The organism is Microbacterium kunmingense (assembly GCF_023155745.1).
GTDB classification, from domain to species: domain Bacteria; phylum Actinomycetota; class Actinomycetes; order Actinomycetales; family Microbacteriaceae; genus Microbacterium; species Microbacterium kunmingense.
In genome coordinates this window covers 32,616-57,464 of sequence record NZ_JAKNUS010000013.1, presented here as the reverse complement: position 1 = coordinate 57,464, position 24,849 = coordinate 32,616, and the positions used below count along the sequence as shown (strand labels likewise).

20 protein-coding genes are annotated in these 24,849 nt (G+C 69.4%); 9 read left to right on the top strand and 11 right to left on the bottom strand.

Annotation, left to right across the window (positions count from 1 at the left end; translation table 11 throughout):
- Positions 1 to 42 precede the first annotated feature (42 nt).
- Together MA875_RS15845 and MA875_RS15840 are read right to left on the bottom strand one after the other, a co-directional pair.
- Positions 43 to 1,158, bottom strand: a complete 1,116-nt coding sequence (locus MA875_RS15845; protein ID WP_248243242.1) for a GuaB3 family IMP dehydrogenase-related protein — start codon at positions 1,156 to 1,158, stop codon at positions 43 to 45.
- 49 nt (positions 1,159 to 1,207) lie between these two features.
- The gene (locus MA875_RS15840; RefSeq protein ID WP_141937201.1) at positions 1,208 to 1,486 is read right to left on the bottom strand and encodes a DUF2277 domain-containing protein; all 279 of its coding nucleotides are present in this window, start codon (positions 1,484 to 1,486) and stop codon (positions 1,208 to 1,210) included.
- Positions 1,487 to 1,612: 126 nt separating this feature from the next.
- On the opposite strand from MA875_RS15840, the gene MA875_RS15835 reads away from it, so the two are divergent.
- Positions 1,613 to 1,879, top strand: a complete 267-nt coding sequence (locus MA875_RS15835; protein WP_248243214.1) for a hypothetical protein — start codon at positions 1,613 to 1,615, stop codon at positions 1,877 to 1,879.
- Here the strand turns inward: MA875_RS15835 and MA875_RS15830 are convergent.
- From MA875_RS15830 to guaB, 3 genes are all read right to left on the bottom strand, one after another.
- Positions 1,854 to 2,471, bottom strand: coding sequence for a TMEM175 family protein (locus MA875_RS15830; RefSeq protein WP_248243213.1), 618 nt, complete (start codon positions 2,469 to 2,471; stop codon positions 1,854 to 1,856). The two genes, MA875_RS15835 and MA875_RS15830, sit on opposite strands and share 26 nt — an antisense overlap.
- A 271-nt stretch (positions 2,472 to 2,742) precedes the next feature.
- Positions 2,743 to 3,579: an endonuclease domain-containing protein gene (locus tag MA875_RS15825; RefSeq protein WP_248243212.1), complete on the bottom strand. Its 837-nt coding sequence runs from the start codon at positions 3,577 to 3,579 to the stop codon at positions 2,743 to 2,745.
- 239 nt (positions 3,580 to 3,818) lie between these two features.
- The gene (gene guaB, locus MA875_RS15820) at positions 3,819 to 5,318 is read right to left on the bottom strand and encodes an IMP dehydrogenase (protein ID WP_248243211.1); all 1,500 of its coding nucleotides are present in this window, start codon (positions 5,316 to 5,318) and stop codon (positions 3,819 to 3,821) included.
- 281 nt (positions 5,319 to 5,599) lie between these two features.
- On the opposite strand from guaB, the gene MA875_RS15815 reads away from it, so the two are divergent.
- From MA875_RS15815 to MA875_RS15800, 4 genes are all read left to right on the top strand, one after another.
- Positions 5,600 to 6,850 carry a branched-chain amino acid ABC transporter permease gene (locus tag MA875_RS15815; RefSeq protein WP_248243241.1) on the top strand — a complete coding sequence of 417 codons (1,251 nt, stop codon included), beginning with the start codon at positions 5,600 to 5,602 and terminating at the stop codon, positions 6,848 to 6,850.
- Positions 6,851 to 6,859: 9 nt separating this feature from the next.
- Entirely contained in the window at positions 6,860 to 7,840 is a 981-nt protein-coding gene (locus MA875_RS15810) for a branched-chain amino acid ABC transporter permease (protein ID WP_248243210.1), read from the top strand.
- 82 nt (positions 7,841 to 7,922) lie between these two features.
- Positions 7,923 to 8,849, top strand: coding sequence for an ABC transporter ATP-binding protein (locus MA875_RS15805; protein WP_248243240.1), 927 nt, complete (start codon positions 7,923 to 7,925; stop codon positions 8,847 to 8,849).
- Positions 8,846 to 9,604, top strand: a complete 759-nt coding sequence (locus tag MA875_RS15800) for an ABC transporter ATP-binding protein (protein ID WP_372492598.1) — start codon at positions 8,846 to 8,848, stop codon at positions 9,602 to 9,604. Before MA875_RS15805 ends, MA875_RS15800 begins: the two co-directional genes overlap by 4 nt.
- Positions 9,605 to 9,909: 305 nt before the next feature.
- On the opposite strand, the gene MA875_RS15795 is transcribed toward MA875_RS15800, so the two are convergent.
- Positions 9,910 to 11,199, bottom strand: coding sequence for an ABC transporter substrate-binding protein (locus MA875_RS15795; protein ID WP_248243209.1), 1,290 nt, complete (start codon positions 11,197 to 11,199; stop codon positions 9,910 to 9,912).
- Positions 11,200 to 11,385: 186 nt separating this feature from the next.
- On the opposite strand from MA875_RS15795, the gene MA875_RS15790 reads away from it, so the two are divergent.
- Complete coding sequence (locus tag MA875_RS15790; protein ID WP_248243208.1) at positions 11,386 to 12,147, top strand: SDR family oxidoreductase; 762 nt, start codon at positions 11,386 to 11,388, stop codon at positions 12,145 to 12,147.
- A gap of 3 nt (positions 12,148 to 12,150) precedes the next feature.
- Here the strand turns inward: MA875_RS15790 and rarD are convergent, their stop codons facing one another.
- Both rarD and groES read right to left on the bottom strand, forming a co-directional pair.
- Positions 12,151 to 13,113 carry an EamA family transporter RarD gene (gene rarD / locus MA875_RS15785; RefSeq protein WP_248243207.1) on the bottom strand — a complete coding sequence of 321 codons (963 nt, stop codon included), beginning with the start codon at positions 13,111 to 13,113 and terminating at the stop codon, positions 12,151 to 12,153.
- A 128-nt stretch (positions 13,114 to 13,241) separates the two neighbouring features.
- A complete protein-coding gene (groES, locus tag MA875_RS15780) occupies positions 13,242 to 13,550 on the bottom strand; it encodes a co-chaperone GroES (RefSeq protein ID WP_124294187.1) in 309 nt (102 codons plus the stop codon).
- 315 nt (positions 13,551 to 13,865) lie between these two features.
- On the opposite strand from groES, the gene MA875_RS15775 reads away from it, so the two are divergent.
- From MA875_RS15775 to MA875_RS15765, 3 genes are all read left to right on the top strand, one after another.
- The gene (locus MA875_RS15775) at positions 13,866 to 15,869 is read left to right on the top strand and encodes an Hsp70 family protein (protein WP_248243206.1); all 2,004 of its coding nucleotides are present in this window, start codon (positions 13,866 to 13,868) and stop codon (positions 15,867 to 15,869) included.
- Between the two features lie 16 nt (positions 15,870 to 15,885).
- Complete coding sequence (locus MA875_RS15770; protein WP_248243205.1) at positions 15,886 to 18,408, top strand: LuxR C-terminal-related transcriptional regulator; 2,523 nt, start codon at positions 15,886 to 15,888, stop codon at positions 18,406 to 18,408.
- Between the two features lie 121 nt (positions 18,409 to 18,529).
- Positions 18,530 to 19,246 carry an IniB N-terminal domain-containing protein gene (locus tag MA875_RS15765; protein ID WP_248243204.1) on the top strand — a complete coding sequence of 239 codons (717 nt, stop codon included), beginning with the start codon at positions 18,530 to 18,532 and terminating at the stop codon, positions 19,244 to 19,246.
- A 784-nt stretch (positions 19,247 to 20,030) separates the two neighbouring features.
- On the opposite strand, the gene MA875_RS15760 is transcribed toward MA875_RS15765, so the two are convergent.
- The 3 genes from MA875_RS15760 to MA875_RS15750 form a co-directional block, all read right to left on the bottom strand.
- Positions 20,031 to 21,653 (bottom strand): dynamin family protein, encoded by a 1,623-nt coding sequence (locus MA875_RS15760; RefSeq protein ID WP_248243203.1) that lies wholly within the window; start codon positions 21,651 to 21,653, stop codon positions 20,031 to 20,033.
- Positions 21,650 to 23,536 (bottom strand): dynamin family protein, encoded by a 1,887-nt coding sequence (locus MA875_RS15755; RefSeq protein ID WP_248243202.1) that lies wholly within the window; start codon positions 23,534 to 23,536, stop codon positions 21,650 to 21,652. The genes MA875_RS15760 and MA875_RS15755 overlap by 4 nt, the downstream gene beginning before the upstream one ends.
- 154 nt (positions 23,537 to 23,690) lie before the next feature.
- Positions 23,691 to 24,611, bottom strand: a complete 921-nt coding sequence (locus MA875_RS15750) for a hypothetical protein (RefSeq protein WP_248243201.1) — start codon at positions 24,609 to 24,611, stop codon at positions 23,691 to 23,693.
- Positions 24,612 to 24,849 lie beyond the last annotated feature (238 nt).

The window sequence follows — 24,849 nt, the reverse complement described above, 5'->3', positions numbered from 1 at the left end:
CCTGCACCGGAGCGGGATCGGGTCGTGCGGCGCGCTGGGTCATCACTGCGGATAGGGCGCGACGACGACCTCCACGCGCTGGAACTCCTTCAGGTCGGAGTAGCCGGTGGTGGCCATGGATTTCTTCAGCGCCCCGATGAGGTTCGCGGTGCCGTCGGCGACGGGCGCCGGACCGTACAGGATCGACTCGAGCGTCGTGACCTGGTCGACCTTCACGCGGCGACCGCGCGGGAGCTTGGCGTGGTGGGCCTCGGGGCCCCAGTGGAACCCGCCGCCGGGCGCGTCGGTCGCGCGCGCGAGCGCGACGCCGAGCATGACCGCGTCGGCGCCCATCGCGAGCGCCTTGACGATGTCGCCGGAGGTGCCGACACCGCCGTCGGCGATGACGTGCACGTAGCGCCCGCCCGATTCGTCGAGGTAGTCGCGCCGCGCGCCGGCGACGTCGGCGACCGCGGTCGCCATCGGCGCGTGGATGCCGAGCGTCACCCGCGTGGTCGAGGCGGCGCCCCCGCCGAAGCCGACGAGCACACCGGCCGCTCCCGTGCGCATGAGGTGGAGGGCGGCGGTGTAGGTCGCCGCGCCGCCCACGATCACGGGGACGTCGAGGTCGTAGATGAACTTCTTGAGGTTCAGCGGCTCGGCGACGCTCGAGACGTGCTCGGCCGAGACGGTGGTGCCGCGGATGACGAAGAGGTCGACCCCCGCCGCGACGACGGTCTCGTAGAGCTCGGCCGTGCGCTGCGGGGTGAGGGAGCCTGCGACGGTCACGCCGCCGGCGCGGATCTCGGCGAGCCGATCGCGCACGAGCTCGGGCTTGATCGGCTCGGAGTAGAGCTCCTGCATGCGCCGAGTGGCCGCCGCGTCGGGGAGGCTCGCGATCTCGGCGAGGAGCGGCTCGGGGTCGTCGTACCGGGTCCACAGGCCCTCGAGGTCGAGCACGCCGAGTCCGCCGAGCTGGCCGAGCATGATGGCCGTGCGCGGGCTGACGACGGAATCCATCGGGGCACCGAGCACCGGGATGTCGAACTGGTACGCGTCGATCGACCACGCCGTCGAGACATCCTCGGGGTTCCTCGTGCGCCTGGAGGGCACGACGGCGATGTCGTCGAACGTGTAGGCGCGGCGAGCGCGCTTGGCGCGGCCGATCTCCATCTCCATGGTCACCGTCCCAGCCTACCCGCCGGGTCCGACGCGGCCGCGGGTGCGCCTAGGCGACCTGATACCGACCGGACGCCACCGCGCGGGCGCGGGCCTTGGCCGCCTCCTCCTCGCGGTTCTTCGGCGGCGCGGTGGTGACGAGGTCGTCGAGCAGGTGCTGGGTGACGTGGGCGATCTCGGCGACGGCGCGGTCGAAGGCCTCCTGGTTGGCCTTCGACGGCTTGGTCGTCCCGGCGATCTTCCGCACGTACTGCAGCGCGGCGGCGTGCACCTCGTCCGACGAGGCGGCGGGCTCGAAGTTGTGGAGGGTGTGGATGTTCCGACACATGCGAGCGAGGATACGCCCGGCCGTCGCCCGTCACCAGGGTTCGTCGGCGCGCGGAGCGATGTCGAGGATCTGCGGGAGCTTGGAGGGGAAGCACGTCTGCATCAACTCCGTGATGCGCGGGTCGGTGTGCGCGAGCTCGGCGTCGCACTCGGCACGGCGGTGATGACCGCGGTGTTCGTCGGGGCGGGCGGCGCGCTCGTTCCGGGCGAGTATGTGGCCGCCGCGCGACCGGCCGTCCTCCTCGGCGCAGCCGTGCTGGGGGTCGCGACCCTCGCCGCGCTGCTCCTTCCCGCCGGGCGGAGCGAGAGCTCGGCGAGCATGGACGCGGTCGACGGCGTCGACGCGGTCGACGGCGTCGACCGGGAGGTCAGCGTCCCCGCAGCAGTCGGGTGAGCAGTCCGTCGAAGACGAACAGCAGGAAGGCCGCCGAGCCGATCCACGGCGAGACGACCACAACGATGACCGAGATGATCACCGCGCTGAGCGCGCCCCTGCCGTAGGCGCGGGCGTCGCCCTCAGGGAGGTCGGGCATGAGGTCGGCACGGCGGCGCACGGCCCAGGACCACTGCAGCCAGCTGGTGAGAATCGCCAGGAAGAAGGTGATCGGCATGAGGACGCGCCCGGCTGTGTAGGTCGAGTACTCGGTCGTCAGGCCGGTGGCGAAGGGCACGACGACGATGAAGAGCAGGCGGATGTTGTTCAGCCAGATCAAGACGCCGTCGACCCGCACGATCCATTCGAATTGCTCGACGTGGGTCATCCACAGCAGGCACAGCAGCAGGAAACTGAGGGCGAAGTTGAAGAACTGCGGACCCATCGCCGCGAGGGCGCCCCACATCTCCTCGTTGCTCTGGATCGTGCCGAACGTGTGGGTGGTCAGGTCGAGCACGAGGAGGGTCGCCGCGATCGCGAACACGCCATCGGTGAACGCGGCGAGGCGGGTCGCGCCGACCGTCGCCTCGGGATGGACCTTCTCCCTGGTCACCCCGCCAGGGTAGCGGTGGGGGTGGGAGCCGGCGAGCGCTGCGCGCGGGGCGGGTCTTCGGCCGCGTGTCGGTCCGGCCTCGGCTGCGCGTCGGGTGCGCCTCGGGTGCGCCTCGGATGCACCTCGGGTGCGCTTCGGATGCACCTCGGGTGCGCCTCGGGTGCGCCTCGGGTGCGCCTCAGTCGCAGGATTTCACCACCGTCGCAGGATGTGCGCTGAATTCTGCGACGGTGATGCGATCCTGCGACGCCGGCAGGGGCTCCCCGCCTCCTCATGCGGCCAGGTGGAGGCGAGCGGCGATGGACCGCCGGATGACGCGGAGCACCGCTTCACGGTCGTGGACGACCTGGGCGTACCCGAACCGCAGTACGGTGTAGCCGCGCAGTCGCAGCTCGGCGTCGTGCGCGATGTCCTTCGCGCGCTGCGCGGCCGAGGAGTGGAACTGCCAGCCGTCGATCTGGATCACCAGTCGCTCCCCCACCAGGACGTCGACCGGGCGACCGGCGAGCCACACCTGCTGACGCACGTGCACACCCCAGCGACGGAGCGGTGTGACCACCAGGGTCTCGAGGCCGGAGTCAGCGAGTCCTGTGACCGCCGCCGCCAGCTCTCGCGCCGCGGTCGAGGTCCACGCGATGGAGCGCAGGTACTCCGAGGCGAGCTTCTCGACCCGCACGGCCGACTCCCAGACGGCAAGCGCTGATTCGATCGACAGGCACTGCGCGATATGAAGCAGCGCATCCTCGACGTGGGCGACGAGTGCAGGGCCACCTGGGAGCATCGGTCGAGTCCAGTGGAACACCGCATCCAAGCCACCGGTCCCTGCCCCCGACCCGGGCAGCCGATGGAGGTGGAGGCGATCCGGCTCGTCGAGCATCCACCAACCCCGGCGACGCGCGAGTGCGACGCAGGTCAGCCTGCTTCCGGCTCTGGCCGCCGCGACGAGCAGCGGATCACTGGAGGGAAGCGCGAGCCACGCGCGACGGATGAGGACCGCGCCGCCCGTCCGCACCAAGCTCCGCAGTGCCGCGACGGTGAAGCCCGCACGCAAGGCGTCGGTGCGGTGGGCTATCCCGTCTCGCGCCTCCAGCCAATGGGCAAGATTCATGCCTGCGAGCCTGGCGATCGGAGCCGCGGCCCCGGCCCCGTTCACGCGGAACTGTGAGTAAGTGCGGGCGACGTGGACCTGTGCAGGAGGCACGCCGTGGCATCCCTCTCTCGCGGCTCACAAAATGACGCCTTCTCCACAAAATCCTGGCGAGATTTTGCGGAGAAGGCGCAATTCTGTGGCGGACGGACCGGGATGCCGCGCCGAAGCGCGAGGCAGCCCGCCGCCGCGCCCGCGGCTCAGCGCTTGTAGTTCGGCGCCTCCACGACGATCTGCACGTCGTGGGGGTGCGACTCCTTGAGTCCCGCGGAGGTGATCCGTACGAACTTGCCCTTGGCCTTCAGCTCGTCGATGGTGCGCGCGCCGACGTAGAACATCGACTGACGCAGGCCCCCGACGAGCTGGTACGCGACCGCCGACACCGGGCCGCGGTAGGGCACCTGCCCCTCGATCCCCTCGGGGATGAGCTTGTCGTCGTTGGGCACATCGGCCTGGAAGTAGCGGTCCTTCGAGTACGACGTCTTCTTGCCGCGCGTCTGCAGCGCACCGAGCGACCCCATGCCGCGGTACTGCTTGAACTGCTTGCCGCTCTGGAAGACGATCTCGCCCGGCGACTCGTCGGTGCCGGCGAGGAGCGACCCGAGCATCACCGTGTCGGCCCCGGCGACGAGCGCCTTGGCGATGTCGCCCGAGTACTGCAGGCCGCCGTCGGCGATGATCGGCACGCCCGCGGCGCGGGCGGCGAGGGATGCCTCGTAGATCGCCGTCACCTGGGGAACGCCAACCCCCGCGACCACGCGGGTCGTGCAGATCGAGCCCGGCCCCACCCCGACCTTGACCGCGTCCACGCCGGCGTCGATGAGCGCCTGCGCGCCCTCGCGCGTCGCGACGTTGCCGCCGATGACGTCGACGCCCGCGAACGACGGGTCGGCCTTCAGGCGCCGGACGATGTCGATGACCCCGGCCGACTGGCCGTTGGCGGTGTCGACCACGAGCACGTCCACGCCCTTGTCGCGCAGCGCCTCGGCGCGCTGCCACGCGTCGCCGAAGAACCCGATGGCCGCGCCGACGCGCAGGCGCCCCTGCTCGTCCTTCGTGGCGAGGGGGTACTTCTCGCTCTTGTCGAAGTCCTTGATGGTGATGAGGCCGGCCAGGGTGCCGTCCTCGTCGATGAGCGGCAGCTTCTCCACACGGTGCTTGGCGAAGAGGGCGATGACCTCGTTCGCGCCGATCCCGACCTTGCCGGTGACGAGCCCCTCGGTCGTCATGACGTCCTTCACCAGCGTCGTCTGACGCTCGAAGCCCGAGACGAAGCGCATGTCGCGGTTGGTGACGATGCCGACGAGGTGCCCCTCGGTGTCGACGACCGGCAGGCCCGAGATGCGGTACTTCGCGCACAGCGCGTCGACCTCTTCGATCGTGGCCTCGGGCGTCGTGGTGATCGGGTCGGAGATCATCCCCGACTCGCTGCGCTTGACCCGGTCGACCATCGCCGCCTGCTCCTCGATGGAGAGATTGCGATGGATGATGCCGAGCCCGCCCTCCCGCGCGATGGCGATCGCCATGCGGGCTTCGGTCACCGTGTCCATCGCGCTCGAGAGGAGCGGGGTGGCGACCGTGATGCGACGGGTCACCCGGGAGGAGGTGTCGGCCTCGCTCGGGATGACATCGGTGTGGCCGGGAAGCAGCAGCACGTCGTCATACGTGAGACCGACGAAGCCGAAGGGATCGTTTTCCATGGGGGCTCCTGCGCGCGAAGAGGGGTGTGCTGATTCTAAACGCGGGAGGCCGTGGCCTATTCCGACCGGTCGGTCACTTATGCTCGACCAGCACTGTTTTCAATTGCCAAGTCGGTTCGTAGGCGAAACACGCCCGACACATTACGCTCATACCGTTCATCAATGCCGATGCACCCCGATGTCGGCATTGGCGCCGGACTGGAGGATCTGTGAGTCCCACCATCGCTGCGGCTCAGCGGACGAGACGCAGGGCGATCCCCGCGATCATCGCCCTGTTCCTGATGCTCATGGGCATCTTCGTGTCATCCGTGCCCGCGTTCGCCACCGATTCCGAGAACCCGTACCGCATCAGCGGCAACGTCCAGCTCGACGGCGAACCCCTCGAGGGCGTGCGCCTGGTCATCGACGGACCCGGTGGCGAGCAGGAGGTCGAGACCGACGCGAACGGTCAGTGGCGCGTCGGCGTCCCCGAACGGGGCGAGACCTACACCGTCACCCTCGACGAGGAGACCCTTCCCGAGGGCATCGCCGTGGTCGACCCCGAAGACGACTCCCCCAACATCAAGGAAGTGGAGATGGGGCAGGGTGGCCGCGCGACGGTCAACTTCTTCATCGGCGAGGGTGAGCGCAACGTCACCGGCTTCTTCGACCAGTTCGTCCAGCGCATCATCCAGGGACTGAGCTTCGGACTCATGCTGGCCCTCGCGGCCATCGGCCTCTCCCTCGTCTACGGCACGACCGGCATCTCGAACTTCGCCCACGGCGAGATGGTGACCTTCGGCGCGGTGATGGCCGCGGCCCTCGTCGGGCCCGCGAGCCTCGCCCTCCCCTGGTGGCTCGGGTTCCCGGTCGCCGTGGTGTTGAGCGCGCTCCTCGGACTCGTCATGGACATGGCGCTCTGGCGGCCCCTCCGCCGCAGGCGCGTGGGCATCGTGCAGCTCATGATCGTCTCGATCGGTCTGTCGCTGGCGATGCGGTACACCTTCCAGTTCTTCATCGGCGGTGGCACGATCCAGCTGCCCGGCTCCAACGCCCCGCGCATTCCGCTGTTCGGCACGGTGGAGCTCAGCGTCATCGACATCGCGTCGCTGGCGATCTCGATCATCGTCATCGTCGCCTTCGCGCTGTGGCTGACCCGCTCGCGGATCGGCAAGGCGACCCGGGCGATCTCCGACAATCCGTCGCTGGCAGCGGCATCCGGAATCGATGTGGACTTCGTGGTCCGCATCGTCTGGATCCTCGCCGGCGCCCTCGCCGGCCTCGCCGGCATCCTGTACGCGTATTACCGTCCGGGCATCCGCTGGGACATGGGAGCGCAGATCCTGCTGCTGATGTTCGCCGCCGTGATCCTCGGTGGCCTCGGCACCGCCTACGGCGCCCTCGTCGGCGCGATCATCGTGGGCATCGTCGTCGAGGTCTCGAGCCTGTGGATCCCGTCGGACCTCAAGTACGCCAGCGCGCTGTTCATCCTCATCGTGATCCTGCTGTTCCGACCACAGGGAATCCTGGGCCGGCGAGAGAGAATAGGTTAGGGCCCGGCAATGGACTGGCTGCAGATCCTCTCCAACACCGCCTCCTCGATTCTGAGTCCGGCGACCATCGGCTACGCCCTCGCGGCGCTCGGCCTCGCCGTGCACTTCGGCTACACCGGCCTCATCAACATGGGCATCGCCGGGTTCATGGCGATCGGGGCATACGGCTACGCGATCGGCGTGCTCACCTTCGGCCTGGAGTGGTGGCTCGCCGCGCTCCTCGGTCTTGTCGCGTCGGCGGTCTTCGCCGTCATCCTGGGTATTCCGACCCTGCGACTGCGCGGTGACTACCTCGCGATCGTGACCATCGCGGCCGCTGAGGTGGTGCGACTGCTGTTCCTCACGACCGCGTTCGACGAGGTCACGGGTTCGGCCGACGGGCTCAGCGGCTATCACGCGAGCTTCCGCGCGGCGAACCCGATCCCCGACGGCACGTACGGCTTCGGCCCCTTCACCTACAACGAGACCCAGTGGTGGGTGCGGATCATGGGGCTTCTCACCCTCGCGTTCGCGGTGTTGGTGGTGTGGATGCTGACCCGAAGCCCGTGGGGCCGGACGATCAAGGGCATCCGCGAAGACGAAGACGCCGTGCGCGCGCTCGGCAAGAACGTCTACGCCTACAAGATGCAGTCCCTCGTGCTCGGTGGTGTGCTCGCCGCGGCGGGCGGCATCGTGTACGCCCTCCCCTCGGCGGTCAGCCCCGGTGTGTACGTGACCTCGCTGACCTTCTTCGTGTGGACGGCGCTCCTGTTGGGCGGCGCGGCGACCGTGTTCGGGCCGCTCCTGGGATCGCTGATTTTCTGGGTGCTCCAGACGTTCCTCTCCAACGTCCTTCCGGCGCTGGTGTCGGCGGGCATCCTTCCCTTCATGACCCAGATCCAGGCGGGAACGCTGCGCTTCATCATCGTGGGCGTCGCGCTCATGCTCCTCGTGATCTTCATGCCGCAGGGCATCCTCGGCAACAAGAAGGAGCTGACCTTTGTCCGATAACCAGCCGCTGTCCGGGAACACTCCCGACCCCACCGCCGCCCCCACTCCGCGCGCGAAGACCACCGGCCTCCACGTCGGGGAGGTGCGGCCCGGGGTGCCCAAGGTCGATCCGATCCTCGTCGCCGACGGCGTGCAGCGCTCGTTCGGCGGCGTGAACGCGGTCGATGTCGAGCACCTCGAGATCCCGCGGGGCGCCATCACCGCACTCATCGGCCCGAACGGGGCCGGCAAGACGACCCTGTTCAACCTGCTGACCGGGTTCGACAAACCCAACACCGGAACGTGGAGCTTCGAGGGGAAGAATCTCTCCGGCATTCCCGCCTACCGGGTGTCGCGGATGGGCCTGGTCCGCACCTTCCAGCTGACCAAGGCGCTCGGCCTCCTCACCGTCATGGAGAACATGAAGCTCGGCGCGACCGGGCAGCGGGGCGAGAAGTTCTGGGCCTCCCTCTTCCCGCCGCTGTGGCGAAAGCAGGACGCCGAGATCGAGCAGCGCGCCGAGGGTCTGCTGAAGAAGTTCAAGCTCGACGCCAAGTCGAAGGACTTCGCCGCCAGCCTCTCGGGCGGCCAGCGCAAGCTCCTCGAGATGGCGCGCGCCCTCATGACCGAGCCGACGCTGGTCATGCTCGACGAGCCGATGGCCGGCGTCAACCCGGCCCTGACCCAGTCGCTCCTCGACCACATCCTCGACCTGAAGGACGAGGGGATGACGGTGCTCTTCGTCGAGCACGACATGCACATGGTCCGGCACATCGCCGACTGGGTGGTCGTCATGGCCGAGGGACGTATCGTCGCCGAAGGCGACCCGGCATCCGTGATGAAGAACCCCGCCGTGATCGACGCCTACCTCGGCGCGCACCAGGAGCTCGATCTCGGTGTCGTCACCGGCCGCATTCCGGTCGTCGAGGCTGATGCCGGAACGGATGCCGCCGCCTCGGCGTCGTACAGCGCGCAGACGCTCGTCGACGAGGGCCTGGCCGAGGAAGAGCAGCAGGAGGAGCACAAGTGAGCACCCCGACCGAGACCGGCGCGGCGACGTCCACCGGCACCCCTGTCGTCTTCGTCGACGATGTCCACGCCGGCTACCTGCCGGGCGTGAACATCCTGAACGGATGCTCCCTGGTCGCCCATCAGGGTGAGCTGATCGGCATCATCGGGCCGAACGGCGCGGGAAAGTCGACGCTGCTGAAGGCGATCTTCGGCCAGGTGAACATCCGGCAGGGGACGGTGACCCTCGAGGGCGACGACATCACGGGCCTGAAGGCCAACAAGCTCGTCGCGCGTGGCGTGGGGTTCATCCCCCAGACCAACAACGTCTTCCCCAGCCTCACCATCGAGGAGAACCTCCAGATGGGGCTCTACCAGCGCCCGAGCGCTTACAAGGAGCGTCTGGAGTTCGTCACCGGCATCTTCTCCGAGCTCGGCAAGCGCCTCAAGCAGCGCGCAGGGTCGCTCTCGGGCGGTGAGCGCCAGATGGTGGCGATGAGCCGTGCGCTGATGATGAACCCCAAGGTGCTGCTGCTCGACGAGCCGTCGGCGGGCCTCTCCCCCGTGCGGCAGGACGAGGCGTTCATCCGGGTCTCCGAGATCAACAAGGCCGGGGTCACCTGCATCATGGTCGAGCAGAACGCCCGTCGCTGCCTGCAGATCTGCGACCGCGGATACGTCCTCGACCAGGGACGCGACGCCTACACCGGGACCGGTCGCGAGCTGCTGAACGACCCCAAGGTCACCGAGCTCTACCTCGGCACGCTCGGCGCCTGACGCGGGCTCCGCGGCGCGCGGCGCGTCGCGCCGGTCGAAGTGGCGCATCCGGTCGGGCGTTTCGTCTCGCTGCGCTCGCTCAACGACCAGGACAGCGAGCGTCCGTTCGTTGAGCGCGGAGCGCAGCGACGAGACGAAAGGCGTCGGGACGGCGGACGCGCCCGGCCGTTGAGCGCGGAGCGCAGCGACGAGACGAAACGCGCGACCATCTGCGCCACCTCCCGCGCACCCTCGCGCGTTGCCCGCGCCGCACGAGGACGGGCCCCGGAGTCCGAAGACTCCGAGGCCCGTCCGCGTGAAGGGGTTCAGCCCTCGTACGCCGAGTAGGTGTTGTCCTCGCCGTACTGGTAGATGCCGATCGACGCCTCGGTCGGGTCGCCGACCTCGTCGAAGGTGATCGGACCGGAGATGCCGTCGTAGTCGGCCGTTCCGCCGCCGAGGATGATGTCGGCGCACTCCGCGTAGCTGGTGCACTTCTCACCCTCGCCCTCGCCACCGGACACGGTGATGAGGTTCTCAGCGATGTCAGCCGGGTCGGTCGAACCCGCGGCGAGCGACGCGAGCGCCAGCAGCACGACCGCGTCGAACGACTCGGCGGCGTAGCTGTACTCGGTGAGCTCGGGCAGGCCCTCGGCCGAGACCCACTCGTCGAGCGACGCGGTGAAGTCACCGATCGAGTCGATCGAGAGACCGGGCAGCGTGCCCTTCGCGCCGGTGAGGGCACCGGGCTCGAGCTCCTCGCTGAAGTCCGACAGGTTGCCGTCGACGAAGTACAGCTTGTCGGCGGGGAACGAGCCGAGCAGACCCGGGAGGATCGTCGTGACCTCTTCGAACGTGATCAGGGCGATCGCGTCGGGGTCGGCGGCGAGCACCTCGGAGATCTGCGCGTCGAAGTTCGTGTCCCCGGTGTTGTACGTCGGCTGGGCCACGACCTCGCCGCCGGCCGCCTCGAACGCCTCGGTCACGTACCCGGCGAGGCCGGTGCCGTACGAGTCGTTCAGGACGATCATGCCGAGCGTCTGGTTGCCGTCCTCGGCGATGAGGTTGCCGAGCACCTCGCCCTGCAGCACGTCCGACGGCGCAGTGCGGAAGTACAGCCCGTTGTCGTCGTACGTGGTGAACGCGTCGGAGGTGTTGGCGGGCGAGAACTGAATCACGCCCGAGCCCACGACCTGGTCGATGAACTGCAGCGAGGTGCCCGACGAGGCGGCGCCGATGATGGCCGAGACGTCCTCACCGAGGAGGCGGGGGATCTCGGTCTCGTAGGCCTTGTTGTCGGTGTCGCCCGAGTCGCCGTAGACGACGTCGATCGACAGACCGGTCTCGTCGGAGACCTCGTTGATCTGCGACGCGGCGTAGCCGACACCGGCTTCTTCCGGCGGGCCGAGGAAGGCGAGGTTGCCGGTCTGCGGCAGCGCCGTACCGATCTTGAGGGCGAGCTCCTCGCCGGGGGCTGCGGCCGAGGGCTCGGCGCTGCTGTCGCCGCCGGTGTCTCCGCCGCCGCCGGAACATCCGGCGAGGACGAGGGCGCTGGCGCCTGCGAGCGCGACGGCACCGAGGACGGTGCGCTTGCGCGAGCGAGTGAAGACGCTCATGTTGCTCCTTGCTGTGTAAGGGTGCGAAACGGCTCGGGAAAGCCGCTTCCAGTGTGACCAACCTAATATCGCGGGCGTCTCGACAATGTTGCCGTTCGTTAACGATCTGTAACGCTTGGAAGGGCTGCTGTCCGCACTGTGCAAGAAGCGGGCGCGGAACGCGCATCAGGGTGCAGGATGACACCCGTGGCACGCATCACGGTGATCGGCGGCACCGGTCTCATCGGGCGGAAGGTCGCGGCGCGGCTCCGCGAGGCCGGCCACGAGGTTCGCGCCGCCTCCCCCTCGACGGGAGTCGACCTCCTCACGGGCGCGGGTCTGGACGACGCCCTCGCCAGGTCATCCGTCGTCATCGATGTGTCCAAGCCCCGCACCTACAATCCCGACGCGGTCTGGCGGCACTTCGACCTCGCCGCCCGGACGCTCGCCGGCGCCGAGGCGCGGGCCCGCGTCATCCATCATGTCGCCCTGTCTGCCGTCGGCACCGAGCGCGTCCTGCAGCCGGTCCCGTTCTACCGAGCCAAGGCGCACGGCGAGGTGATCCTCCGCAGCTCGGGCGTGCCCTTCTCGATCGTGCGCGCGACCCAGTTCTTCGAATTCGGGGCGCAGATCGGCGCGCAGGCCGGGAGAGACGCGACGGATGCCACGCGCGTGGCCGACACCCAGGTGCAGCCGATCGCGGGCGACGACGTCGCCGCTGTGCTCGCGGGTCTCGTGGACGAGGCGCCGTCGGGCGCCGCCACCGAGATCGCCGGGCCCGACGTGATGCCGCTCGCCGATTTCGTCGGGCGCTGTCTCGCGGCGACCGGCGACGGCCGCGCCGTCATCGCCGACCCGCGCACCCCCTACTTCGGTGCGCGCATCGATCGCCGGGAGCTGCTCCCCGGCAGCGGGGCCTGGATCGCGCCGACACGCTTGAGCGACTGGCTCGAAGTATCGCGCGCGTGACCCTCAGGTCACGGCGCCGACATCCGACACCCCGCGGCGGGCGTGACGGATCGAGTCGACCGTGAGGACGACGAGGGCGATCCACACCAGGCTGAAGCCGATCCAGCGCTCGAGTGGCATGGGCTCGCCGAGGAGGAACGCGCCGGTGAGGAACTGCAGGATCGGTGCCACGAACTGCAGCAGGCCGATGAGGCTCAGCGGCACGCGCCGCGCACCGGCCGCGAAGAAGAGGAGGGGCGTCGCGGTGACCACTCCTGCGAGTGAGAGCAGGACGGCGTGCCAGACACCCGCCGTGCCCATCGTGATGCCCGAGGTGACGCCGACGGTCGTGAGGACGACGATCGCGACGGGCGTGAGCCAGAGGGTCTCGAGGGTCAGTCCGCTGACGGCGTCGACGGACGGGCCGATCTGCTTCTTCACCAGGCCGTAGAGGCCGAAGGAGAACGCCAGCGACAGCGCGATCCAGGGAAAAGCGCCGTATCCCACGGCGATGACGATGCAGGCGACGGCGGCGATCGCGAGGGCGATCCACTGGGTGATCCGCAGGCGCTCGCGCAGCACCACGACGCCCAGCAGCACCGTGACGATGGGATTGATGAAGTACCCCAGGCTCGTCTCGATCACGTGCCCCGTGAGGGCGGCGATGAGGAAGACCTGCCAGTTGATGTAGATGAGGATGCCGGCGACCGCCGTCCACAGCAGCAGCCGGCGGGTCCGCAGGATGACCAGGAACTTCCCCCACCCGCGCGTGACCGCGAGGAGCAGCGCGCAGAAGAGCAGGGACAGCAGGATGCGCCAGGCGACGACCTCGAACGCGCCCGTGGGTTCGAGCAGCAGGAAGTACAGCGGCAGAAAACCCCAGATGAGGTAGGCCGCCAGGGCGTACACCGCGCCGAGGGTGCGCTCGCGTCCCGCGTCCGCGGGTGACGTGGCTCTTGCCGTCGCCTGGGTCGTCTCACGCGTCACCGGCTCAGCCTACGCGGGCGGGGCGCAGCCGATACCGGGCCGATCGGTCATGGGTGGCTCGCCTGACATGCGAAACGGGGGCCGGATGCCTGAGCATCCGACCCCCGTGGAGCGTGTCGCTGAGCGTCTCAGCGGACGACGACCGCCAGCACGTCGCGAGCGGAGAGGACGAGGAACTCGTCCGCACCGAACTTGACCTCGGTGCCGCCGTACTTGGAGTAGATCACGCGGTCGCCGACAGCGACGTCGAGCGGGATCCGGTTGCCGTTGTCGTCGATGCGGCCGGGGCCCACCGCGACGACCTCGCCCTCCTGGGGCTTCTCCTTGGCGGTGTCGGGAATGACCAGACCGCTCGAGGTGGTCTGCTCGGCCTCGACCTGCTTGATGACAATGCGGTCCTCGAGCGGCTTGATGGAAACCTGAGTGGAAACCGTCACGGTCTACCTCTTCTTTCTTGAGATGAAGACTGGTTAGCACCCACACCTTGAGAGTGCTAATCCAGTGTAGGCAAACCGCTGGCACTCCCGCAACGTGAGTGCCAGATTCGAAGCGCGCACAGTACCAGTTCGCGACACACGGGCAAACGGTCACCGGACGACCTATCGGACGTCGGAAGACGTGTGTATCATCCGAGGTGGGACGCCGCTCTCATTGCTGAGACCACTCAGTGACGAGCAACGCGGCAGACAGAGTCGAATTGGGGCGGAACCTGGGGAGGTTCCGGAATCGACTCTCTTGGGGGAGATGAGAACTTGGCTACTGGGGCTACGTATTTCTTGGGGATCGACGTCGGAACGACGCGGATCGCTGCGGCAACGGCGCGCACCGCGCCCGACGGCAGCATCGTCGCGGCACCGTTCCCGCTGGGACGACGCAACGACAGCGCCGCCACGGTGGTGTTCGTCGCCGATGACGGCGAGCTGCTGATCGGAGACGCCGCCGAGCGTCGCGGCATCACGCAGCCCGAGCGGCTCGTGCGCGAGTTCAAGCGCAGCATCGGCGACGATGTGCCGGTGGTCGCCGGCGGACGGTCGATCCCGGCCGAGAAGCTGTGGGCGCACACCGTGTCGGCCGTGGTCGACGCTGTCGTCGAGCGTGAGGGCTCCCGTCCCGAAGCGGTGATGCTCACCCACCCCACCGCGTGGGGTCCGCACCGTATCGGCCTGATCCTCTCGGCGCTCGACAAGCTGGGCGTCAAGGACGTTCACCTGATCACCGAGCCCGAGGCCGCCGCCCGTCACTACGAGTCGGGCCGCGTCATGGAGGCCGGGCAGGCTCTCGCCGTCTACGACCTCGGCGGCGGCACCTTCGACTCCGTCATCCTGCGCAAGAGCGCCGACGGCTCCTTCGCTCCCGTGGGCATCCCGGTCGGCATCGACAACCTCGGCGGGGCCGACTTCGACGATGCCGTGTTCCGTCACGTGCTGCGCTCGTCGGGCGTCGCCGAGGCAGACCTCAATGACGTCGACCCCGACATCCGCCTCGCGCTGGCACAGCTGCGTCGCGAGTGCGTCGAGGCCAAGGAAGCCCTCTCGTTCGACTCCGACGTCACCGTGCCGGTGCTGCTCCCCTCGGGAGCGACCAGTGTTCGACTGACGCGCCAGGAGTTCGAGGAGATGATCGACGGCTCCATCGAGCGCACGATCGACACCCTCGAGGACGGGCTCGACTCGGCCGGACTCGAGCCCGAGGCCCTCGAGAGCATTCTCCTCATCGGCGGATCGTCCCGGATCCCGCTCGTCGCCGAGCGGCTCTCCGAGCGCCTCGATCGGCCGATCGCGATCGACGCCGACCCGAAGTCATCCATCGCCCTGGGCGCGGCCCGCGCGCTCGTCCCGGCCAACGTTGACGAGTCGATCGCGTCTCTCGCGCTCGTTCCCGTCGGCGCCGGTGCTGCCGCGGGCGCCTTGGCCACGACGGATGCCGCGGCTGCCGCCACGACCGATCTGGCCGTGTTCGACCCCGCCGGCCCCGCCGAGCAGAAGGCTGCGCGCCGCTGGTATCAGCGCGTGCCCGCCGTCGCCGCGGCCGGCGCCGGTGCCCTCGTCATCGCCACGGGCCTGGTCTTCGCCAGCGCCGGTGGTCTCGGCGCCGGGACGTTTAACACCACCGCGTCAACGGAGAACCTGCGCGAGTGGGTGGACGTAGAGCTCACGCCTTCGCCTGCGGCTGTCGGGGATCTCCCGACCTCCGACCCGGTTGCCGTGGGCCAGGCGCCCCAGGCGCCCCAGGCTTCGCAGGACCGCGGCTCGAGCAAAGCGAAGCCGAAGGCCACGAACGCCCGCAAGCAGGCTGCCGAGCGGAACGCGGCGGTGCGTCCGCCCGAGCCGAAGCCGACGTCGACGCAGTCGCCGACCTCGGGGAAGCCCTCCTCGCCGAAGCCGTCGCAGTCCAGCGGTGGGGGAAGCACCACGTCGCCGACGTCGAACCCGACGACGAGCAACCCGACGACGACGCCGACCGACCCGGGAACCGGAACTCCGACGCCGACCGACCCGGGAACCGGAACCCCGACGCCGACCGACCCGGGAACCGGGACCCCGACGCCGACGGACACCGGCACTCCTGACCCGACGCCGACGGACACCGGCACTCCTGACCCGACGCCGACGGACACCGGCACGCCTGACCCGACGCCGACGGAGACGACGCCCGCTCCCGAGGTCACGCAGACACAGGAGCCCGCGCCGCAGCCCGAGCCGCCTGCGGAGACACCGCCGGCCGAGTCCACGCCGAGCCCCGACACCCCGGCCTGACCCGGTGAGCACTCCGATGACGACTCTGCTGAACAGTTCGTCGGACACCCGGACCGCCTCGATGATGCCCCGTGCCCTGCACGCGCTGACCGCGCTGCACGCCATCGTCGCGACGGATCGAGCGGTCCGCGCCGCCATCGTGGGGGGACACGGCTCCGGAAAGACCGACGCCCTCCGCTTCCTCCACGCTCAGCTCGAGGCCGATGACCGGCCGGTCAGGCTGCTGTCCGCACGCGATCGCATCTCGACGGTCCCCGACGACGTTGCCCTTCTGGTCGATGACGCCCACACGCTCGACCCGGCACGTCTGTCCGAGCTGATCGATCGCGCCCACCGCCCCGACGCGGCGGTGGTGATCGCGTACCGCACCTGGCCGGCTCCACCGGAGCTCCTCGAACTCACCCGGGCTGTCGAGCGCAACGCGCCGGCGATTCTCCTCGGCGAGGTCACCCTCGCCGAGATCCGCGAGCTCCTGCCCGACGCCGGCGATGCCTGCGCCGAGCACGTCCTGCGCGTGACCGGCGGTCTCGCCTGGCTCGTCCACGAGTGCGTCCGGACCCATAACCCGCGCGATTGCGCCGCGGAGGCCGAGCACCTCGAGCTCTCCCGGGCGGTGCACCGGCGGATCACCCACCGCCTCGAGACGATCTCGCCCGCCCTCCGTCGCCGCATCGAGGCGCTCAGCCTCGGGATCACCGACGCCCAGGGCGCGCACGCGGACTGGGCCGAGCTCATCGCCGAAGGGCACGCGGAGGGACTCCTGCAGCAGAACGGCCGGCCGGCGCCCATCGTCGCCGCGGCCGCACGCACGGGCCTCCCGGTCGACCGCCTCGTGGACCTCGTTGCCTCCGGCGGGGTGGAGCTCGTGCCGGGGACGGATGTCGCGGCGAGCCTCGACGGCATCGTCGACCCGGTCCTCGGAGACCGCCTGGCCGCGCGAGCGCGCCGCGAGATCGCGCGCGATCCGCGGCTCGCGGTCACCCTCTTCGAACAGGCGCTGCGGTGCGGCGCCGACGCGGCCGCGCTCACGCCGGCGCATGCGCACGCCCACTGGGCTGCCGGCGACACCGACGCCGCCGGGGCCCTCCTCGACGGCATCCTCGTCGAGGCCGCGCACCCCGACCACGACCTCGTCGTCGACGCGATCGCCGCCACGTGGGCCGATCGCGGACTGATGTCGCTCGCCCACCAGACCTATCTCGCCGTCCCGCCGGTCTCCCCCGCCGGCGTCACGCGCGCAGTGGTGGCAGCGGCGGGCGCCGGGCAGATCGCGGAGAACGGGATCCCCGCCCAAGGGATGCCCGTCGCGATCGGCTCGGCGCCGTCAGCACTCAGCGTCGCGCTGCAGCTCTGGCAGCAGGGGCTCACCGAGTCGCTCCGGTCCACCGCTCCGCGGCGGGCGCTCGACGACCTCCGACGCGCATCGGAGCTACACTCCGCAAGTCATGATGCCGGACCCACGACCGAGCTCCCGGCCGTCGTGACGGCGATCGTCGCCATCGGCATGGGCGACATCGACGCCGCGCAGGCCGCCGTCGACGACGCGCGCCGCCACCGCCAGGGTGGTGGCCGCTGGCTTCCGCGCCTGCAGCTGTGGAGCGCATGGATCGCGCTGCAGCAGGAGCACCCGGCCGAGGCGCGCGCCTTCCTCTCCGCAGCCACGCATGGGACAGCCCCGCTGTCCGCCCGCGACGAGCTGCTCGCCGCGGCGGTCACCGTCGGTCTCGCACGACGCTACGAGGACGCGGCAAGCCTGTCCGCCGCCTGGGATTCGGTCCGCTCGCGCGCGACGCGGGCGGAAATCGACCTCTACTCCCTCCTGCCGCTCGGCGAACTCGTCATCGTCGGGGCACGGCTGGAAGACGCCGCGTGGATGCAGCCCGCATTCGACCGCGCATTGGCCCTCGTCGCCGACCTCGGCGAGCCGTCGACCTGGTCCGCTCCGCTGCACTGGGCGGGCATCCAGCGCGGCATCATCATGAACCGTCCCGACGACCTCGCCCCCCACGCGCGGGCACTCGTCCTCGCCGAACCGCACAACCCGTTGGCCGGACGGATGTCGCAGGCGGGACGGGCGTGGACGGCCGTCCTCGCCGGCAAGGTCGACGCCGACGCCGTCGAGGCGGCCGCTCGCGGCCTCGGAACGGTGGGTCTCGCCTGGGACGGCGCCCGCCTCGCCGGGCACGGCTCCCGGCGCTCCGAGGACCGGAAGATCAGCTCGCGCCTCCTCGCCTGCGCCCGCGAGCTGCACCCGCGCGAGGCCCCCCGCGGCGCCGATGGGGAGGCGCAGACCGCGCCGACCCGAACCGCCGTGCAGAGCGTCCTCAGCGAGCGCGAACGCGAAGTCGCCGAACTGGTTCTGCAGGGGAAGACATACGCCGAGATCGGCAAGGAGATCTTCATCTCCCCTCGCACCGCGGAGCACCACATCGCGCAGATCCGCCGCCGGCTGGGGGCCACGTCGCGGTCCGATCTCATCGCGAAACTCCGCGTCACGCTCACCGGATCCGCCCCCATCGAGGGGACGGTGCCGGCATGACACGCCGCGGACGGGGCGAACCCCGTACTACCCCCCGCACCTTTCGGGGGAATCCCCGATTCACCGCCGACCACCGACCCGTACCTTTTGAGATGAGTCTCGAAGAGACAGGAGCCAACTGATGACTACACCGCTGGCGACAATCGCCGACGCATTGATCGAATTCATTCTCAGCCTGCTGAATGACCCCGCGGCCGCCGCGGAGTACGACGCCGATCCCGAGGGCGCGCTCGCCAGCGCCGGCCTGAGCGGATGCACCGCGGAGGATGTCCGCGCCGTGGCTCCGATCATCGTGGACCGTCCCGACGTCCACCCGAAGCCCGCACCGCCGCACCCGGGCCCTCCCGGACCTCCGAAGCCTCCGGTGGAGAAGGAGATCTGGAACATCACCCAGAGCTGGAACATCGACAACCGGGCGACGGTCGTCGACCAGTCGGTCAACCAGAACATCTGGGCGAACGGCGACGTCAACCAGATCTTCGACCAGGAAGCCAACATCGCCAGCGGTGACGGCTCGGTCGCGGCGGGCGACGACGCGACGGTCGACAACTCCACGACCGACGTCGAGACCGGCGACATCGCCATCGGCAACGAGGAGACGAACGTCGACATCGACGGCTCGTTCAACGAGGAGACCACCGAGACGGAGACCAACGTCGACGTCGACGCCGAGGGGTCGTTCAACGACACCACGACGGAGACGAACACGGACGTCGTGGTCGACGACTCCTTCAACGACGTCGCGATCGTCGAGGAGGACACCTCCTACGAGTACGACAACAGCGGGAACATCGCCTCCGACGAGGCGGTCGTCTACAACGAGGAAGAGCAGTACTGATCCTTCCCCGCCGTAAGGTTCTTCTGTGACCGACGAACAGAGACCTCCTCAGCCGCGTGCCGATGCCCCAAGCCGGCACGCGGCTGAGGATTCTTTCGTAAACGATCTTCTCGCGCAGCACGCGGCCGCCGAGCAGCGTCGGCAGGCCCAGCGGCCTCCGTCCACCCCGCAGCCGAATCCCGCCGCTCGGCGCGGTGAGCCCGAGGGACGCGCGACACTGGGTCGGATCGAGCCGGCGCGGATCCCTGCCGACCACGTGCGCTCCGCTCAGCCCAGCCGCCCGATGGGCAACGGCCCGGCCGCGATGCCGCCCCGGCCGCCCGCGTCGCCGACATCGGCCCCGCCGCCGACCGGCCCCCGTCGCGGCACCATGCCTCCGCCGGCCACCGGGCCACGGCGGGAGGCGCCCGAACGTCCCGGTCTCGCCAGCGCCCATGTGGCGCCCGTCGTCGCCAAGGCGCCGCCCCCGTTCACAGTGCGGATGAGCCAGTTCCTCTGGGTGCTGAGCTTCGCCGTCGGAGCCGTGGCGATCGTCTTCTACTTCGTCATCCGCGAGGACCAGCTGCCCCTGATCGCCGACGTCATCCGTGGCGTCGTCGCCGACCGCAGCGACGAGACGTACGATGCCGGTGCCGACATCCTCTACTGGTCGCTGTTCGGCCTCATGGTGGGAATCCTGCTCGTCCAGATCACACTGCTGGTGTCGTTCTCGGGACGCAAGCGCAACATCCGCTGGTGGCAGCTCGGCACGCTCATCTTGCTCGTCGTGACGTACCTGCTCGGCCTAGAGTTTGTCGGGACCGGCGACTACGGCGCCATGCTCGAGCAGCTCTTCATCGCCCAGGGCGGCCTCGCCATCCTCGGACTGCTCTTCAGCACCTTCCCCAACGCCCTCCGCTGGACCGCCCGCAAGGTCGACGTCCGCCCGGCCGGCAGCGCTCCCGACATCCTCTGAGGCGATCTGCTCGAGGCTGCGGATGACGACGCGGCAGACCTCCACCGCGGCGCGCTCGGTGAGCGGCGACTGACTCAGCGACCGCCAGTAGGCCAGCTGCGAGTCCGCCTCCTCCTGGATGAGCGCCTCGTCGGCGTCCTCCTCGAGCCCCAGGCGGGCCGTGGGAGCCGTGCCCTCCCCGCCGATGATCCGCTCGGCGAGCGTGGCGTCGGTCGACCGCAGCGGGAGCCCGGAGGCGCGCGCCTGCGACAGCAGCGACAGCTCCCGGAGCGTGTGGGCAGTCGCACGGATCCGCTCGATGCCGCCGAGGATCTCGCGCGTGCCCTCGCGCGGATGCTCCCGCAGGACCTGCTCCAGGCCGTCGAGGACGCCGCGGACCTTCAGGTCGGCCCCGCGCGTGCGGAACTGCTCGCGCACGAACTGCTGGAGCTCGTTCATTCCGCTCTGCTGCACGAGCTGCTCGGAGAGCTCGGTGGATGTCGCGGCCCCGCCGCGGATGAGGGCCGTCGCGAGCCGCACGCCGAAGATGCCGAAGCGGCCGAGGAGGTCCTTCCGCTGCTTCTCGCTGAGGGTCGTCGCGTCGCTCGGCCGCGCGAAGCGGTCGGCCGAGATCATGAGCTTCTCCCGGTCGTTCCGCGGGAGCGCGGCGAGCTCGCGGAAGGCGGCGTACTCGTCCTCCCGGAGGGTGCGGGCGCTCTCGGCCAGGAGGCCCGCGACGGGGACGACACCGAGGGAGAGGGAGGCCAGCTCGCCGTCGAGCTCGTAGCGCTTGGCCACCTTGTTGGCCGAGAGCATGGAGTCGATGCGGCCCGACCCGATCTCGTCCGCACGGGAGAGGACCGACACCGCGTTGACGGTCTCCGACATCCCGACCGCCGTGTCGCGGAAGGACTCCAGGAACTTCAGGTCCGACGCGTGCAGGTGACGCATGAGGTAGATGATCGCGTCGGCGGACGAAGGCTTCGCCTCCGGCACCAGGAACGCCGTCGACCGCGCGGAGACGTCCACGGAGAGCGAGGCGATGCCCGGGGTGTCGATCAGGATCATCGAGCGGAGCCCGCTCGAGGGCCACCCCACGTCGATCCATGCCACCTCTTCGGGCGCGATCCCGTCGAGCTCGAGGATGAGACGCCCGCCCTCCCGGCGGATCGGCATCCGCCGGGGCGGTCCCTCGTGCGGGTGCAGGGTGATGGTGGGCGTCGTCGAGTACCGGTACCAGGTGACGACGCGCGTGCACTCACCGGCGTCGGTGGGCGCCAGCCTCTCGCCGAGCATGGCGTTCAGAAGCGTCGACTTCCCCGCCTTCACCATTCCGGCGATGGCGAGCCGCAGCGGCTCCCGCAGGCGCCGATCGAGGTCCTCCAGCGCCACCCGCGCCTCGTCGTCCCCCTCATAGGCGTCCAGCGCCGCCTGCACCAGATCTGCGGCCTGATCGCGCACCGTGCCCTTCACCGTCGCGCGGCCTCCATCTGCTTGACCGCCGGCAGGACGGGGATCTTGGCGCGCAGCGCCTCGATCTGGGCGATCTGCTGCTGCAGCTGCTTCACACGGTCGTCCTGGTTCGCCGAGAACGACCCGGCGGCCTGCTTCGCGGCGAGGACCGCCTCGGAGAGGGAGCGGTGGAGCTCGTCCGCGATGGCGCCGAAGTGGTCGCGCGCGGCGCGCTGGACGAGCCGCAGGCGGTCGCGAAGCTGCTTGCCGACCTGGAAGGTGACCTCGTCGATGTGCCGGCGGACGATGTTCTTGGCCTCGAAGCGGCGACGCGAGAGGCGGTTCCCCATGTCCTCGCGGTAGGCGCGGCGGCCCACGAGCACGCCCGCGAGGAGCGAGAGGGGGTTGATGAGCGACAGGCCGATGAGTCCCGTCGCCAGCCCCACCATGAGCACACCGCCGTAGGAGCCGCGCACCCCGATGAAGATCTTCTCGGCGGCGCCCATCTGCCCGGAGTCGAGGCCGGCGATCGAATCGATGGGGTCGAGAAGGCCGTTGGTGTCGGCGACGTAGACCATGGGGATCTCGGTCTCGCCCTCCATGAAGAGATCGGCGACCTCCTCGCAGAGCCAGCGGGAGCGCTCATCGGTCCAGACGAACGTCTCCGACACGGCAGCGGAGACGCGCTGGTCGAGCCATTCGGTGAACTGGTCCCAGATCGGCCCGGGGTCGCCCTCGTCGATGGCGCTCTCCGCCTCGCGCTGCACGCGCCGGAGGCGGTCGCGGAGGTCGTGCTCCATGTCGGAGATGAGGTCGGCGACGCCGTCGCTGAGCGCCGTCTGCCAGCGGGACGACCGGCCGCGGAACTCCTCCGCGCGGGCCTTGGCGTCCTCGAGCTGCGCGATCATGCGCGGGGTATCCTCCGGGTGGAGGATCGCGTTCAGCTCCGTGCTGAGCGACATCTGCATCTGGTCGACGACGGAGATGAGGTCGTGGACAGCGGAGCGGGCATGGATGTCCTCGGCCCGGCCGAGGACATCGCGGCGCAGGTGCGACACCAGCTTCGGGAAGCCGGACTCGTCATTGAGCTCCCGGTCCTGCAGCTCGGCGGCGAGGAGGCGGAGGTCGCTCGAGACGGAGAAGACCGGCACATCCCCGACGTCGCCGAGGTGGCCGCGATCGATCTGCTCGATGTCGCGCCACTGGGGGTAGAGGTCGGTCTTGGAGATCACCGCGGCGACGTTCGGCGACACGCGCATCGCATGCTTGAGGAACTGGACCTCCGGCTCGGTGTACTCCTGCGAGGCGTCCGACACGAGCAGCACCGCGTGGGCGGTCGAGAGGGCTGCCAGAGTCGTCAGGGCGTTGGTGGAGTCGAGCCCGCCGACGCCCGGGGAGTCGACGAGGCGGAGGCCGCCCTTGAGGAGCTCGCGGGGCAGCATCACCTCGGCGCTGAGGATCTGCCGCTCGTTCTGCGGATTGCCCTTCTCGGAGACGTACTCCGCGAGGCCCTCGAGGGGAATCGGGATCTTCTCGATCTCGCCGGGCTGGTCGCCCTTCTTCGCCTGCACGACCCACGCCTGCGGCGTCTCGGAGTAGCCGACCGCCGTCGGGACGCTGGTGGCGACGTCGTCGTCCACCGGGCAGATGGGCGCGTTCACGAGGGCGTTGATGAGCTTGCTCTTGCCCTTCTTGAACTCGCCCACGACGATGACGCGGACGTTCGGGTCGAGGAGCCGCTCCCGGGTGTGGTTGAGGCGATCGGCGAGGTCGACGCGTCCCGATGCGACGGCGAGGCCCCCGACGCTGTCGACCAGTGGAACCAGCTTCTGTCCGGCTTCCGTCGGCGACGGCCCTGAGGCCTCGACTGCGCGTCCCTGCTGCCCGGCTGCGTTATCCGCCACGTACTCTCCCCCTCGGTCGTGCGTCCCCTCGACACACGCTACGCCAAACCCGCTCACCCGAGAACCCGCGAGGGCACCCGGCAAATGCACCTTGCCCGGCCGCCCCCGAGGGGGTGGCCGGGCAAGGATGGTATCTCAGTGCGAACGCCTCAGATCACAGATCGACGTCGTTGCCGGCGATGCCGCCCGGGGAGAAGAAGTTGCCGCTGTTCTCCCAGTCGACGCTGTTGTTCTCCGTGTAGCTGAAGTCGTCGTTGAACGAGTCGAAGACGTCCACGTCGATCGAGTTGTTCTGCTCGAAGGAGTTGAACGAGTCGTCGATGTCGATGCTGTAGTTGTTCTCGGTGTAGCTGACGTCCGTGTTGAACGAGTTGTCGGCCGAGAAGCTGTACCACTCGTTCCCGATCGACACGTCGCCGACGCTGATGGCCGTCTGCGAGTTGTCGACCCAGGCGTCGCCACCGGCGGCGACCGAGCTGTCACCGGAGGCGACGTTGGCGCTCTGACCGAAGATCTGAGCGACCCCGCCCTCGGACTCGATGTTCTGGTTCACCGACTGGTCGACGACCGTGGTGCGGTTGTCCACCGAGAAGTGTCCGCCCGCGCCGCCACCGGCGAGCTTCGCCGCCGCCAGGCCACCGCCGCCGGCAGCACCGGCGAAGTTGTAGTCGTTGCCGACGTTGGTGTTGTACTGGCGCATGCCCACGTTCACGGAGCGGTCGACGACCGTGATGTCGTTGAACGAGTTGTCGTAGTTGTTGAACGACTCGTCGTAGTCGTTAAACGAGTCGTTGTCCGAGTAGTCGTTCGTCGAGTTGTCGGAGCTGTCGACGGTGCTCGTGTTGTTCGACAAGAAGTCGACGTCGACGTCGACGGCGGTGTTGTTCGAGTCGTTGGTGGACTCGTCGGTGAAGGACTCGTCGGTGTAGGAGTTGCCCGACCCGATGGTGTTGTCCGACGCGAGCTTGTTGTCGGAGAACGCCTTGTTGTCGTTGAACGAGTCGTTCACCGAGTCGTCCAGAAGGGCGCTGTCATTGACGATGACGCCCTCGTTCAGGTTGTTGTCGAAAGCCATGTGCCCGTCCCTTTCATGAAACCTCTGCGGCCTTGCTTATCTCAGTGTGGTCGGCCGGCCCCTCCCCGGCATCCGGGATCACCCCGGAGCGTTTCGGGATCCCCCTAGGGGTCCGAAGGGGGTTTCGGGGGCTGGGCCCGTGGTGAGCCCCCTCCGGCCGATTTCGGGTGCCGCAGCTCCTGCGCGACGCCCGAAAATGCACCGTGCCCGGTCACCCCCGAAGGGGTGACCGGGCACG

Bases quoted from the DNA above. Each gene is read 5' to 3' on its own strand.
- MA875_RS15840 (WP_141937201.1), bottom strand. From the start codon at position 1,486: ATGTGTCGGAACATCCACACCCTCCACAACTTCGAGCCCGCCGCCTCG.
- MA875_RS15750 (WP_248243201.1), bottom strand. From the start codon at position 24,611: ATGGCTTTCGACAACAACCTGAACGAGGGCGTCATCGTCAATGACAGC.
- MA875_RS15815 (WP_248243241.1), top strand. From the start codon at position 5,600: ATGCTCATGGGCATCTTCGTGTCATCCGTGCCCGCGTTCGCCACCGAT.
- MA875_RS15810 (WP_248243210.1), top strand. From the start codon at position 6,860: ATGGACTGGCTGCAGATCCTCTCCAACACCGCCTCCTCGATTCTGAGT.
- MA875_RS15845 (WP_248243242.1), bottom strand. From the start codon at position 1,158: ATGGAGATGGAGATCGGCCGCGCCAAGCGCGCTCGCCGCGCCTACACG.
- guaB (WP_248243211.1), bottom strand. From the start codon at position 5,318: ATGGAAAACGATCCCTTCGGCTTCGTCGGTCTCACGTATGACGACGTG.
- MA875_RS15795 (WP_248243209.1), bottom strand. From the start codon at position 11,199: ATGAGCGTCTTCACTCGCTCGCGCAAGCGCACCGTCCTCGGTGCCGTC.
- MA875_RS15765 (WP_248243204.1), top strand. From the start codon at position 18,530: ATGACTACACCGCTGGCGACAATCGCCGACGCATTGATCGAATTCATT.
- MA875_RS15825 (WP_248243212.1), bottom strand. From the start codon at position 3,579: ATGAATCTTGCCCATTGGCTGGAGGCGCGAGACGGGATAGCCCACCGC.
- MA875_RS15770 (WP_248243205.1), top strand. From the start codon at position 15,886: ATGACGACTCTGCTGAACAGTTCGTCGGACACCCGGACCGCCTCGATG.